This is a genomic window from Dactylosporangium cerinum (genome assembly GCF_042653625.1).
In the GTDB taxonomy this organism is placed as follows: domain Bacteria; phylum Actinomycetota; class Actinomycetes; order Mycobacteriales; family Micromonosporaceae; genus Dactylosporangium; species Dactylosporangium cerinum.
This window is the reverse complement of record NZ_JBHSIU010000046.1, coordinates 40,986-54,687: the sequence shown is the minus strand read 5'-3', so window position 1 is coordinate 54,687 and position 13,702 is coordinate 40,986. Positions and strand designations below refer to the sequence as shown.

General features: G+C 73.4%; 6 protein-coding genes and 1 riboswitch. All 6 genes read right to left on the bottom strand.

Translation table 11 applies throughout. The features are described 5' to 3' along the window. Window positions 1-14: 14 nt before the first annotated feature. The 6 genes from ACFPIJ_RS34040 to metE all read right to left on the bottom strand — a co-directional run bounded on the left by ACFPIJ_RS34040 (window position 15) and on the right by metE (window position 13,341). On the bottom strand, window positions 15-1,301 hold the full coding sequence (locus ACFPIJ_RS34040) for a ferredoxin reductase family protein (RefSeq protein ID WP_380121305.1): 1,287 nt from the start codon (window positions 1,299-1,301) through the stop codon (window positions 15-17). 191 nt (window positions 1,302-1,492) lie between these two features. Next, complete coding sequence (locus ACFPIJ_RS34035; RefSeq protein WP_380121302.1) at window positions 1,493-2,911, bottom strand: DUF1996 domain-containing protein; 1,419 nt, start codon at window positions 2,909-2,911, stop codon at window positions 1,493-1,495. A gap of 302 nt (window positions 2,912-3,213) precedes the next feature. Continuing rightward, on the bottom strand, window positions 3,214-3,828 hold the full coding sequence (locus ACFPIJ_RS34030) for a hypothetical protein (protein ID WP_380121300.1): 615 nt from the start codon (window positions 3,826-3,828) through the stop codon (window positions 3,214-3,216). Between the two features lie 104 nt (window positions 3,829-3,932). Continuing rightward, window positions 3,933-8,471, bottom strand: a complete 4,539-nt coding sequence (locus ACFPIJ_RS34025; protein WP_380121298.1) for a P-loop domain-containing protein — start codon at window positions 8,469-8,471, stop codon at window positions 3,933-3,935. Between the two features lie 108 nt (window positions 8,472-8,579). After that, a complete protein-coding gene (locus ACFPIJ_RS34020) occupies window positions 8,580-10,805 on the bottom strand; it encodes a polyprenyl synthetase family protein (RefSeq protein ID WP_380121296.1) in 2,226 nt (741 codons plus the stop codon). A gap of 274 nt (window positions 10,806-11,079) precedes the next feature. After that, entirely contained in the window at window positions 11,080-13,341 is a 2,262-nt protein-coding gene (gene metE, locus ACFPIJ_RS34015) for a 5-methyltetrahydropteroyltriglutamate--homocysteine S-methyltransferase (protein ID WP_380121295.1), read from the bottom strand. A 125-nt stretch (window positions 13,342-13,466) separates the two neighbouring features. After that, window positions 13,467-13,677, bottom strand: a riboswitch (cobalamin riboswitch). Window positions 13,678-13,702: the final 25 nt, after the last annotated feature.

The window sequence follows — 13,702 nt, the reverse complement described above, 5'->3', positions numbered from 1 at the left end:
CTCAGCACGGTGGCTCACCACGCGAACCGCTCCCGGTGCAGGCGGGCGGACGGGACGCCGAGCTGTCGGGCGGCCCGCAGCACGGCGTCGGTCCAGGCGTCGGGGCCGCACACGTAGACGTCGTGCTCGGCGATGTCCGGGGCGAGGTCACGCAGCGCCTCGGTGTCGGTGTAGTCGGCGTAGCCGGCCGGCAGCCACGAGCCGGGCGCGGCGCGCGGGCCGACGAGCGGGACCAGCCGGACCCCGCGCCGCCGGGCCAGCCACTCCAGCTCGGGCAGGAACGCGACCTCGTCGGGGCGCCGGGTGCGGTAGACGAGCGTGGCCTTGGCATGGCCGTAGGGCAGGTCCCACAGCAGCGCCAGCAGCGGCGTCACGCCCACCCCGCAGGCGAGCATGGTGACCGGGCCGCCGGAGTACGTGTCCGCGGTCATCCGCCCGTACGGCCCCTCGATGAGCACCCGCGTGCCGGCCCGCAGCGCCGCGACCCGGGCGGTGCCGTCACCGACGGTCTTGACCGTGATCCGGAGCCGGTCGGCGCGGGGCGGCCCGGACAGCGAGAACGGGTTGCCGCGCAGGGCGCCGCGGCCGTCGAGGAACCGCCACACGAAGTACTGCCCGGCGCGGGCGTCGAGCCGGTCGAGGCGGCGGCCGGTCAGGTACACCGAGACGAGCCCGGGCGCCTCGGTGACGACCCGGTCGACGGCGAGCCGGTGCCGCAGCGTCCGCCAGATCGGCAGGCCGACCCGGAACACGAGGATCGCGCCGGCGGCGGCGAGGTAGGCGCCCCACCAGTACGCCCGGGCCGCCGGCGCGCGGAAGTCGCTGCCGAGCACGAGTTCATGCGGCAGGGCGAGGGCGACGCCGAGGTAGGCGTAGAGGTGCAGGAGGTGCCACGACTCGTATCGCAACCGCCGCCGCACCGACCGCACGGACGTGCCGACGACGAGCACCAGCGCGGCGAGGGCGAGCAACGCCAGGATCATGCTGGGACGGGTGAGCAGCGCCCACAGCCGTCCCGGGCCGGCGCCGGCGCGGGCGGCCAGCGCGAGGACGACGTGCGCCAGGAGCAGCTGAAACGAGGCGCGCCCGGCCCACCGGTGCCAGCGGGCCACGGTGTCCCGGCCGTGGGCCCGCTCCAGCCACGGGATCCGGGCCATCAGCACGACCTGCAGCAACAGCAGGTCCGCCGACCACAACGCGGCGAGCCGCCCGGCGGCGGCGATCCCCTGCGGCGCCCCGTCGAGGCCGGCCGCCCACAGTGCGGTGACGACCATCAGGCTGGCCGCCGCGACAATGCTCACGACGCTTGAATGTACGAATCACGCCCGGCCCGCGGCACTGGTTGTGAGCATGCCGACGATTCTGGAATAAGCGTTATCGACTGCCCCCGGAATCGTCGTGGGAGTGCGGACAGAAAAGCACGGAAACACCGATCGCCCCACCGGCGACGGCAGGGCGATCGTGCGTTTCAGTGCGTTTCTGTGCGGTCCTGTCAGCCGCCGGCGAACTTGGGCTCGATGCCGCACTTCGCTTTCGCGTCGAGGCAGATCTTCACCAGCGGGCCGAGGTTCTCCGGCTTCCACGCGTTGACGAAGTCGCCGTGCATGGAGGAGGCCATGCCGGAGGACAGCGCCAGGCCGTTGCCGCCGAGCGACTCGTAGTTGACCATGAACGACAGGTTCGGGATGGCGACCGGGTACTGGCCGGTGCACTTGCCGTTCTGGGCAGGCCCCATGTGCGACTTGTGGTCCGGCGAGTCGATGTGCTTGCCGTCCCAGCAGTCCTGGAAGACCAGCTGGAAGATGAGGTTGCCGCCGGGCGCGCAGACCGGCCAGTTGCCGTCGGCACTGCGGCCGGTCTCGGCGCTGCCGGCGCACCAGAACTGCCCGCCGGCCCCCTTCGGCGTGGCGACCTGGCGTTTCGCGTCGCCGTGCACCATCACCAGGCCGGGCGGGAAGGGAACCGTCACCGACGGGTCGGGCAGCCGCGAGCCGTAGTACACCCGGAAGCTCTTGATCTTCACCGGCTGCCCGTCGCGGGTCAGCTGCGGGACCCAGTAGGCGCTGTTGTCGCCGGGCGCGTTGCAGTTCGTCGACCGGTTGAACAGGTCGGCGGGCCGGGTCGCGGCGTCCACGGTCGGGCCGAAGAAGGTGTGCAGGTGCGAGGCCCCGGTGAGGCCGGGCAGGACGATCGGGTCGTCCTTCGCCTCGTTCGCCACCGCACAGTCGGTGTGGAACTCCGCGACCCGGGTCGTGCCGGCCGGCACCGGCAGCTGCTTGATCGCGTTGAACGCGGCAAGTTCCCGCTGCCAGGCGGCCTGGTCGACGGGCACCCAGCCGGCGGTGCCGCTGCCGCCGGACGCCGATGCCGACGCGGAGGTCGCCGGGGCGCTGCTGGCCGGCGGCGCGACGGTCGCCGTCGCGGGCGGGCGCGACACCGGGCCGAGCGTGAGGTAGTTGATGTTCACGAAGTCGGCGGGCTGGGCGCTGCGCATGACCGCGACGATGGTCTGCCGTCCGGTCGGGACGCTGGTCGCCTTGGCGGTGACGGTGGTCCACCGCTGCCAGCCGCCGGTGTACGCGACCGGGAACGTCGCGAGCAGCGTCCCGGTCGGGGTGCCGAGGTGCAGTTCGATGGACCCGCCGGCGCGGTGCTGCGCGGCGATCCGGGCGGTCAGGTCGGCGCCGCCGACGGTCACGTTGTCGAACTGCAGCCAGTCACCGTCGGCCAGCCAGCCGACGTTCTTGCCGCCGCCCGCGTCGGCGGTGTTCTCGGTCTTCGCGCCGGACTGCGCCGAGAACGACTCCGCCTCCAGCCGGGCGGCCGGCGGGGCGGCCTCCTCGGCGCTGGCGGTGGCGATGTAGGTGCCGGTGGCGCCGAGCGCGAGGACGACGGCGACCCCGACGGCCACCCTTCCCCTGCGCCTGGTGCGCCCCGGCGGTCTGCTCGAACTTGTTTCTTCAGTACGCATTGACGGTCCTTCGTCTTGCCGTGCGCTGCAATGTCTGGGCTCGTTGCGCTGGCAAGTATGGTTCCGCCGCGACACTTGATTCAAGACATAAAGGAAGAATTCGAAATGGTCCGCGACAAAGCACCAGGTGAGCGGTTCCGGCCCACTCGATTACACTTTTCCCGGACCAGTTTCCTTAATTCTTTCTTAGAGCGTGTTTGCGAAGCGCTTCGGTTCGGTCGGCGCGGCGCCGTGACCACCGGTCAACTGATATGCGGTAGCGCCGCAATCAGCGCGTCGAACACCGCGGGGTCGTACCGGTCCGCCCTCGCCGCAGGCAGTACGGCGGGAAGGCCGTCCGACGGCAGTTCCCAGCGCACCCGGCCGGGTGCGGCCAGCTCCAGCGCCTGGTACCACTCCCGCAACGGTTCCGCCAGCCGAACGTGCAACGCGAAGTTGCGACGTTGACGGGTCGGGTCGCCATCCCGGCGCCGGCGCAGCTCCTCAACGGACGGCAGGGAAACCAGGACCACGTCGGCGAAGCCGAGACGGCCGGCCGCGATGGCAGCCCGGTTCGCGGCCACCTCGAACGTCCACAGTTCCGGACTGGCCGCACCGATACGGACCAGCGACCAGGAATAGTGCAGCTTCAACGGGTCGTCGTCGCAGACGGCCAAGCCAGAGGCCCGCTCCCGCGCTACCGCGGCCTGCCACCGGCGGCAGTTCACCGCCGACCAGAAGGCAGCCTGCGCCGACAAGTCCCCGTCGTCCGGTTCCGCGCCGGTCGGCGCGTACTCGGCGACCAGATTTTCGGGGTGGTGGCGTCGGCACCACGTGGTCTTGCCGGCCGCGCTCGGGCCGGTCACCGCAACGATCACACCCGACAGTCTGCCAACAACCAGCGCGAATCTCGCAACACTGACGCCGGCTCCCCGGCGCTGCGGTGCTACCAGGACCCCGCGATCGCCGAGTGCCTGCCGCGTCAGACGCCTCGGGCCACCATGCGGGTGGTCCATTCGTCGACGACGGACACCAGCAGGGCCGGGTCGACGTTGGCGAGCCCGGACAGCGGGGTCACCCAGGACTCCGTGCACCACAGCTGCGCGACCAGCCGCCGGGCCCGCCGCGGATCCGCGACTTCGGCCATGGTGACGAGCACCAACGGCAGTTGGTCAGGGTGCACGGCTGCCAGGGCGAAGGCCTCGGCGTCGTCGAGCTGGCCGGCATGGTCTTGCGCGAATCGCCGGATGATGGCGGCGACGACCTGCGAGCGGCGCTGCTCGCCGGTGATGCGCTGCACGAGTTGGACGGCGCGTCGGCGATCACCCAACAGCAGCGCCGTCTCGGCGAAGACTCCCGCTGTGCTCCAGAGATGCTCCATGCCGGCGATCGCGTTGAGGTGCCGGTCGGCGGACCGCAGCGCCTGGCCTGCCGACTCATGGTCACCTTTCCGGGCGGCAACAAGCGCCTTTCCTGCGACCGACTCATCGGTGCCGCCGACAATCGTCGTGCTCAAGGAATCGTCTCTGATCCCGTCCGCAACCGGCACAGGCCGCCGGGCCACCAGGTCGGCGACGGAGATCGCAAGCCAGCCGGATTGCCGAAGCCCCTCGACGATACGGATCGCAGCATTCAGCCGGCCGGCCGCCGCGAGGGACTTTGCGACCCGGGCCAGCGCAACGTTCTGGTCGTCGTCGCCAGGCTCGCCGATCGACCTGGCGAGGGCCTCGGCACGGTCCTCATCGCCGGTTGCGGCCACGCCCGCAGCCGCCTCCGTGAGCCCCCGGTGCCGAGCATCGGTGCCGTTCAGGGTGCCCGCCAGGCGCACGGCACGGTCCGCATCGCCCGCAGCCGCGTGCAACCGGCACAGCTCGATCTGCACGACCGTCTTGGCGGGGCCGTGTGGTTGCGCGTCGACGAGCACCGCCAGTTCCTCGATGTGCCTCGTCGCACGCGGCAAGTCGCCCGACGCGACCGCGGCTTGTCCCAGGCCGAGGAGCAGGCGTAGCCGTTGCTGGGGATCGTCGTCGCGGCTCAGCAAGATCGAGATCGCCTCGGACTCATCCTGGTCGGTCGCTGCCAGCGCCGTGACCAGCATGTCGACGGCCGCATCGCGATGTCGCGGGTCGACGATGCCCGCCACCAGGCGCCGCGCGGCGGCTGCGACCGGGACCATGAGGCCCGGCACGGCCGCGACAGATGCGGCCCGGAGCAGTGCGGCGATGGTGCGCACCCGGTCGTCGGCCGGTGCGATCATGCGAGCCGTGCGTTCGGTCGCCACCGCCATGGCCGTGGCCCACTCCGGATCGTCCGCGGCGGCGGCCAGCGCCAGCCGCGCCATGACCTGCACCTGCTGCTGCGGGTCGGCGATGAGCGCCACGAGACGTTCCGCCGTCGGATACTGCCCGGCGGCGCACGCGGCGACGGCACACTCGGCGATGATTCGCTGCCGCCCCGGTTCGCTGCCGATCGTCTTGACCGCCTCTTCCGCGGCCGCGACCAACCGGGCGGTGTGCTCGACCTCGCCGAGCGCCGCCGCGGCCGCCGCGAGGCGGGCCTTCGCCGCGGCCAGCTCCTCCGGCTTCATCCGCCACAAGATGCCCCGCTCGGCGCTGACGATCACCTCGCTGAGGTCGTGCGGCGCTCCGTCGGCGTCGATCGCCACGAGCAGGCGGGCGTCGTCGGCGAACTCGGCGGCCGGCCGCTGCCACCAGCCCGACGGCATGGGATCGCCGTTCGCCCGGGCGTGCCGGAACGCCTCGGCGGCCCGGTCCGCGGCGCCCCGGGTGGCGAACCCGCGGGCGTAGCGCAGGTAGGCGCCGCTCTGATTGCCGACGGCCCCGCGAACGATGGCCTGGGCGCGCCTCGGATCGCCGTACATGGTCATCGTGGCAGCCAGGTCGTGCAGGGTCGGGCCCTGCCGTTCCGGCTCCCGCACCGTCCTGGCCAGCCGCCACGACGCCATGGCCAGCTCCTGGGCCTCGCCGGTGCGGTCGGCGATCACCATCGCCTGTGCGACACGGGCCAGGGCGACCGACCGCCAGTGCGTGTCGCGCAGGTCATGCGCGAGTGTCATGGCCTCATCCAGGGATCCCGCGTCGAGCAGGGTCTCCACGACCTCGGCCAGGGCCCGCGCCCGGCGGTCCGGGTCGCTGATCAGGCGGGCCGCGTCCTGCGCCCGTTCGATGTCGGCGGCAGCGGCGAACGCCTCGACGAGGTGCAGCAGGGCCTGTGCCTGCTGGTACGGCTCCCTGATCGAACGGGCCGCGGTCTCCGCCGCCGTGGACAGGGCCCGGGCACGCTGGATGTTGCCGGCCGTGGCGGTGGCCCCGGCCAGCCGGGCGAGCGCAGACACCTGCCGCTCGGGGTCGGAGATGGTGCGGACGATGGCCTCCACCGCCTGCTCGATCTCCTCGGCGAGCCCGGCCTCGTCGGTGGTGCCGGCCGCGGCCAGCATCCGCCACAGCGCCTCGGTCTGCCGGATCTGGTCGGTGATGCCGCGGGCCAGTCCCTCGGCCCGGGCCGGCTGGCCGAGGACCGCCCACACAGCCGGCAGGTCGACCGGGATGAAGGCGTTGCGGTCGGCGAGGTCGTCGCGGTGCATGGCGATCCGCGCGAGCTGGAGCAGGTCGGGCTCGTCGGCGGCCATGACGAGGGTCTGCGCGCTCTTGAGTTCCGCGAGCGCGGCGGCGTCGCCACCGGTCAGGCTGAGCATGCGGTCGTGGCGGGCCACGTCGGTCGCGAGCCGGACGAGCCGGGCGGTGTCCGCCTGCTCCTGCACCATCAGCGGGTAGCCGCGGAACAGGTAGCGCGGCGTGTCATCGGGCCAGCCGCGGTCCTCGTACCCCTGCGCCCAGGCGTGGATGCGTTGCCGGTGACGTTCCAGCAGCGCTGGGCCGAGCCGCCGCACGGCATGGACCCGCAGCGTCTCGTGGGTGAACAGGTAGACCTGCTGCGCGGTCTGTCCGGTGGTGTCGCGGCGGGCCGCGACGGTGCGTCCGCCGACGCCGGTGAGCAGCTGCTCCAACTCGTACGGTGGGCGGTCGAGCACCTCCTCGAGGTCGGTCAGGGTCAGGCCGCCGCCGCACGCGGCGAGGACGCCGATCACCTCGCGGCCCGCCGCACCGCCGACGAGCAGCCCGTCGAGTTCCTCGCCGGCGCGGCGGGCGGTCTGCCCGGCGTGCGGTGAGCGGTGCAGGGTATGCGGTGGAACGATCCGCAGCGGGTGCCCGGCCGGCACGTCGTGCGGGATCGGCGGATCGGGGCGGCTCGCCACGATCACCTTCACCGCGTCGGGCGTGCCGTTCACGGTCGCCCGGGGCAGCAGCGACGCGATGCTGGGCAGCCCGGAGCCGATTCCTGCGCCGCGGTCCTCGTCGAGCCCGTCCACCACCAGGACGAGCTGCCGGCCCTCCTGCTGGGCCCGGTCCGCGGCGGTGCGCAGCAGGGTCGCCCGGTGCCGTTCCCGGGCATGGCCGGTCAGGCTCGGCGGCACGCTCTCCCCGAGCAACGCGGCGAGCTGGTCGAGCAGCGCGTCGGTGAACGCCGTGCTGTCGGACTGAGCGGCGAGCCGGGCGGTGACGAAGAACGACACGACCTCGACGCCGTCGGGTGGGTCGAGCACGAAGGTGGACAGCAGCGCCGACTTGCCGGTCCACGGCTCGGCCCGCCACCACAGGTACTGCTCGGCGCCGGCGCAGAAGCGGGCCATCAGGTTGAGCTCATCGGCGCGGTCCAGCAGGCCGCCGGCGGGCGCGATGTCGCGGACCGTTTCCAGGTACGCGGAACGCGGCGCCGGCGCGCCGGGCGGGGTGACCGTGTCGGGGCCGGCGCCGTCGGCCAGGCCGAGCAGGGCGCCGAGTCCCGGCCGGGCGCGAGCGCCAAGGCACGTGTCGATCCGGGTGGCGGTGAGCCGGGCCGGCCCTTCGCGAGGGTGCTGGAGGGTGACCACGCCGATGATCCGGTCGCCGGCCCATACCGCGGCGCCGGACATCGCCTCCCACGGTGACCGCCCGTGCTCCGGCTCCGCGCCGGGTGGCTCGACGGTGATCTCGAGGGTACCGCTGCGACGGTTCGACAACACCGCGACGGTGCCGTGCGCGTCGTGCAGGTCCCGGAAGACCCTGCCGTCCGGCCCGGTGCGGATCTTCCAGCGGGGGAAGCCGGCAGCGTTGACCGGCAGCACCATCTGCCGGTCCGGCAGCGTGCCGAACCGGCAGGGCGTGACGTGTGCGGCGGCCGGCGGCGGGTCGAAGCCGAGGACCGCGACGTCGGCGGCCTCGTCGCACCAGACGATGCCGGCCTGTGCTGTCCATTCCGCGGGGGTGCCGGCGTCGCATCGGACGCTGATGCGGGTGCCGGCGGCGGTGACGACGTGCGCGGCGGTGAGGACCGAGGTGCCGGTGACGCGGTAGCCGGAACCCCGGACGCCCGGCCGGTCGGGGAGGTCGCAGATGACCTCGGCGATCCGGCCGGGCTGCACGCCGCCGCGCAGCGGCCAGTGACTGTCGTGATGCGTCATACCGGCGCCTCGTCGACCCGGCAGGTGTACCGCACGGTCACATTGTGCCGCAGCGTGACCACGGCTGGGTACGAGTACGTCGCCGACCGGACCCAGCCGAGCGGCGGGTCAGTGGCGGCGGGTGGCGAAGTGGCGGACCGCGCAGACGAGCAGGTCGGTGTTGAACGGCAGCCGGTCGCAGCAGGCGACCGCCTCGGCCAGGTGGGCGTCGGTGAGGCGGCGCGCCTCGGCGAGGCCGCAGGTGCGCACGATGTTGGCCTTGGCGGTGTCGTGGCCGGCGTCCTTGCCGAGCAGCGCCGTGGACGAGGTCGCGTCCAGCACGTCGTCGTGCAGCTGGAACACGACGCCGGCGTGGTGGGCGTACCGCTTCAGCAGGTCGATCTGCTCCGGCGGGCGGTCCGCCAGCATGAGGAGCGGCACCAGGGATGCCTCGATCGCGGTCGACGTCTTCAGGCTGTACATGTCGATGATCTGCGCCGGGCTGACCGGGGCGCCGTCGCGGCCCAGCCGCAGATCGAGGTCCTGGCCGCGGCAGAGGCCGGCGGGTCCGAGCACGGTGCCGACGTAGTCGATGACGGCGGTGACCCGGCGGGCCGGGAACGCCCGGTCGAGCTGGGCGACGAGGCCGAAGGCGGAGGAGATCATCGACAGCGCCGCGAGCTGGGCGCTGGCCTCGCCGTACACGGTGTGCGCGGCGGGCCGGCCGCGGCGCAGGGTCGCGCCGTCCTGGGCGGGCAGGTCGTCGAAGATGAGGCTCGCGGTGTGGAACAGTTCGCCGGCGACGAGGACCGGCTCGATGGCGGCCGGGGCGATGCCGAGTCCTTCGGCGAGCATGAGCCCGAGCGCCGGGCGCAGCCGTTTCGCGGAGCCGGCCAGGGCGTAGCCGACGACCGCGTCGAGGTCGTTGCCCTCCCGGACCGGCCAGCGCCGGTGCAGCAGGTCGTTGAGGTACGGCAGCCGGTCGGCGATGAACGTCCGGCAGTCGACGGACGTGGGTTCCCGGTGCCGCAGCACCTGCCCGGCCCGCTCCCGCAGCCGCTGCTCCGCCACGTCCCGGCGGCGGCCGGGGGTCGCCGCGATGAATCGCTCGACGGCTCCGGTGGGCGCGAACCGCAGCGTCCGGGCGCGTGCCGCGTCGGCGGCGAGATGGTGGCCCAGCCGGGTCGCGGTGTAGTAGGCCAGCGCGTCGGCGACGGCCGGGTCCCCGCCGTAGACCTCTTCCGCGACGTACGCCGAATAGGCGAACAGGTCATGCAGCGGGTCCGCGCCGCCGGGATTGGTGAAGGGGTCGGTGAACGGGGTCCGCCGCCCGGCGCGCTCGTCGTCGGCGGCGTCGATGAGGTCGTCGCGCAGCTGGCTGATGAACGTCGTGTTGATGCTGCGGCGGTAGAACTCGTCGCCGACGGTGCGGCGGGCGAGCAGGTTCGCGATCACCCGGCTCATCCCGGCCTTGACGAACATGTCCGGGTACAGCCACGCCGACTGCCCCTGTGCGTCGCGGTGCTGGGCCAGGTACATCGCCTCGGCCGCGTGGTACAGGTGCCGGTGCTCGTCGAAGGGGTACGCGTCCAGCAGCCACCCGTGCACGGCGTGCAGCTCCTCGGCGAGGGGGTGGTCCGGCAGTTCGGCGGGGTCGGCGGGCTGCCCGGTCGCGAGGCCCTTGATGGTGAGCTCGTGCAGCCGCTCGCGGTGTTCCGGCGGGAGGTGGTCGCCGGGCAGGTCGTGCAGCGTGTCGTCGACGATGGCGTAGGCGGCGCCGAACCCGTACGCGCCGCGCACGACGCCGGCCAGGTGCGCCCGCGCGGTGCCCGGGTCGGCGCCGGCGGTCTCGTGCGCGGCGATCAGCAGCACGCCGGTCGTGGCCCGCACGACCTTGCCCATGCCACCGGCCCGGACGACCGTGTCGGGCAGGATGCGGTGCAGGTGCTCGAGGCGCGCGGCGAGCCAGTCCAGCTCGGTGCTGCCCCGCAGCGCCGGCAGGTGCCGCGCCAGCGTGCCGACCACCCCGCGCACCCCGCGGCGTTCGTCGATGCCGGAGAGGACCTCGCGGACGCTGGGCAGGCCCTTGGTGACCGCCTGGGGCAGCTCGGCGAGGTTGAAGACGCTGAAGTGGGCGACCTCCAACGCCTGCGTGTCGGCGCGCCGGCGACGCGACCCGGCGGCCAGGACCTGCGCCGTGCAGCGGTCGGTGTACCGCTCGATGAGCGCCGGGTGGGTGCCGCTCCAGGCCCGGAAGTCGGCGAGGGTGTGCGCGACGCCGGCCAGGAGGCGGCTCTCCGGCAGGTCGTCCTGGCGGAACGGGTACGGCCCGCGGGTATCGGCTGGGTCACTCATAGTATCCGGCCCCCTCCTGGCGGTTGCCCGGATGGTAGGCGACCCACGCTCGCGCATCGACGGGCGTCATGCCGTGGCGGGGACCCCGGAGCCCCCGCCACGGTTAAGGCGTGTTTGGTAAGTGGGGTCGCTGCGAGGCGAGGCCCAGGCGTCGGCTGGGGCCGCACCGGGCGCGCCCGGATACCGGGGTTGTATCCGGGTGTGGCCGGCGTGGTTCCAGGTGGCGTCTGGGTCCGCCGCAGCCCGGCATCCACTTACCAAACACGCCTTAAGGTCAGCGCAGTTGCGCCCGGACCTCGGCGGCGGCCGCGACGAGACCCGCGAGGGCCTGCTCGACCTCCGGGTAGCCTCGCGTCTTCAGCCCGCAGTCCGGGTTCACCCACAGCCGGTCCGCCGGCACGGCCGCGACGGCCAGCCGCAGCGCCTCCGTGATCTCATGCTGCGGCGGTACGCGCGGCGAGTGGATGTCGTACACCCCGGGCCCGACGCCGCGGCCGTACCCGGCGGCGCGCAGGTCGGCCAGGATCTCCATCTTGGACCGGGACGCCTCGATGCTGGTCACGTCCGCGTCCAGGGCGTCGATCGCCGGCAGCACCTCACCGAACTCCGAGTAGCACAGGTGGGTGTGGATCTGGGTGCCGTCGGCGACGCCGCCGGTCGCGATCCGGAACGCCGTCACCGCCCAGTCCAGGTACGCCCGCTGGTCGGCCCGCCGCAACGGCAGGAGCTCCCGCAACGCCGGCTCGTCGACCTGGATGATCTGGATGCCGGCGGCCTCGAGGTCGACGGTCTCGTCGCGCAGGGCGAGGGCGACCTGGTTGGCGGTGTCGGCGAGGGGCTGGTCGGTGCGCACGAACGACCAGGCGAGGATCGTGACCGGGCCGGTGAGCATGCCCTTGACGGGCCGCGTGGTGAGCGACTGGGCGTAGCCGGCCCAGCCGACCGTCATCGGCGCGGGCCGGCTGACGTCGCCGTAGATGATCGGCGGGCGCACGCACCGGGACCCGTAGGACTGGACCCAGCCACGGGCGGTGGCGGCGAACCCGGCGAGCTGCTCACCGAAGTACTGCACCATGTCGTTGCGTTCCGGTTCGCCGTGCACGAGCACGTCCAGGCCGAGCCGCTCCTGCAGCGCGACGACCTCGGCGATCTCGGTGCGCATCTGCTCGGCGTAGCCGTCGGCATCGAGGGTGCCGGCGCGCAGTTCGGCGCGGGCCTTGCGCAGCTGGTCGGTCTGCGGAAACGACCCGATCGTCGTGGTCGGCAGCGGCGGCAGGCCGAGCCGGGCCTGCTGTGCCTGCGCCCGCTGCGGGTACGCGCCGCGCCGGCGCACCGGCAGCTCGGCCAGCCGGGACCGGACGCGCTCGTCGCGCCACGCGGCCGGCGCCGCGCCCGGCGGCTCGGGCAGGACCGCGACGCCGTCGCGCAGCGCCCGGCCGAGCTGGGCCACCTCGCCCGCCTTCTGCCGGGCGAACGCCAGCCGCGCCCGCAGGTCCGGGTCGAGGTCCGGCTCGGCGTCCAGGTCGACCGGCACGTGCAGCAGCGAGCACGACGTCGACACCACGACGTCGTCGGCGACGCCGGTGAGCACGGCGGCCCGGGCCGCGGCGGCGCGCAGGTCGGTCCGCCAGACGTTGTGACCGTCGACGAGACCGGCGACGATCGTGCGGCCCGGGATCGGGCCGCAGCCGGCCAGCCGGTGCACGTCGCCAGGCCCGGCGACCAGGTCGAGGCCGACCGCCTCGACGGGCGTGGCGAGCAGGGCGGGCAGCGCGTCGCCGAGCTCCCCGAAGTACGACGCGACGAACAGCCGGGGCCGTTGCCGCACCGCGCCCAGCCGGGTGTACGCGCTGCGCAACGCGTCGATCTCGGCGCCGGTCCGGTCCGTGGTGAACGCCGGTTCGTCCAGCTGTACCCACGCGACACCGGCGTCGGCGAGCTCGGCCAGCAGTTCCGCGTAGACGGTGACGAGGTCGTCGAGGCGGTCGAACGGGCGGAACCCCTCCGGTGCGCCGGCCGCCGCCTTGGCCAGCAGCAGGAACGTGGCCGGCCCGACCAGCACCGGCCGGGTGGTCATGCCCAGCGCGCGGCTCTCGGCGAACTCGGCGACGGCCTTGCCGGGCCGGGCGACGAACACAGTGTCCGGGCCGATCTCGGGGACCAGGTAGTGGTAGTTGGTGCCGAACCACTTCGTCAGTTCCAGCGCCGGTTCGCCGGCGGTGCCGCGGGCCATCGCGAAGTACGTGTCGAGCTCGTCGAGCCCGAGGCGCCGGAACCGGTCCGGCACCGCGTCGACGGCGACCGCGGCGTCGAGCATGTGGTCGTAGTACGAGAACGTGTTCGACGGGATCGCGTCCACGCCGATGTGCCGCAGGTCCCGCCACACACCGGCGCGCAGCTCGGCGCCGACCCGGTGCAGGGCGGTCGCGTCGATCCGGCCGGCCCAGTAGGACTCCAGAGCCCGTTTGAGCTCCCGGTCCGGGCCGATGCGGGGATAGCCGAGCACAGTGCTCAGGCCGAATGGCGTTGTCGTCACGCCGGTGTTCCCTTCCCTCGAGGTGGTCGACGACCACCCGGGAGGGGCACGTGGGCAGACCGGGGCGTCGAACGTCACCGGGTCGCCCGTGGCCAGCCCGCGCAGCCGTCGGCGGCGTGCGCGGGGTCGCGCACGCGGTGCGGGCAGGTCTTCGGACTCGCGGGCGCGACCGTCTCCGGTCTCCTACTGGCCGTCGCTTCCCAGGTCCGCACGGACCCAGTGCTCATGACGGCGGTCGTTCCCACTCACCGCTGCGGGGCAGCCCCGGATTCACACCGGGTTCCCTCTTACGACGCCCCTCGGGTGGAGGGGCGAACCAGCACTGCCCGCCATCCTACGTCGCACGCCGGGGCGGCGCCTT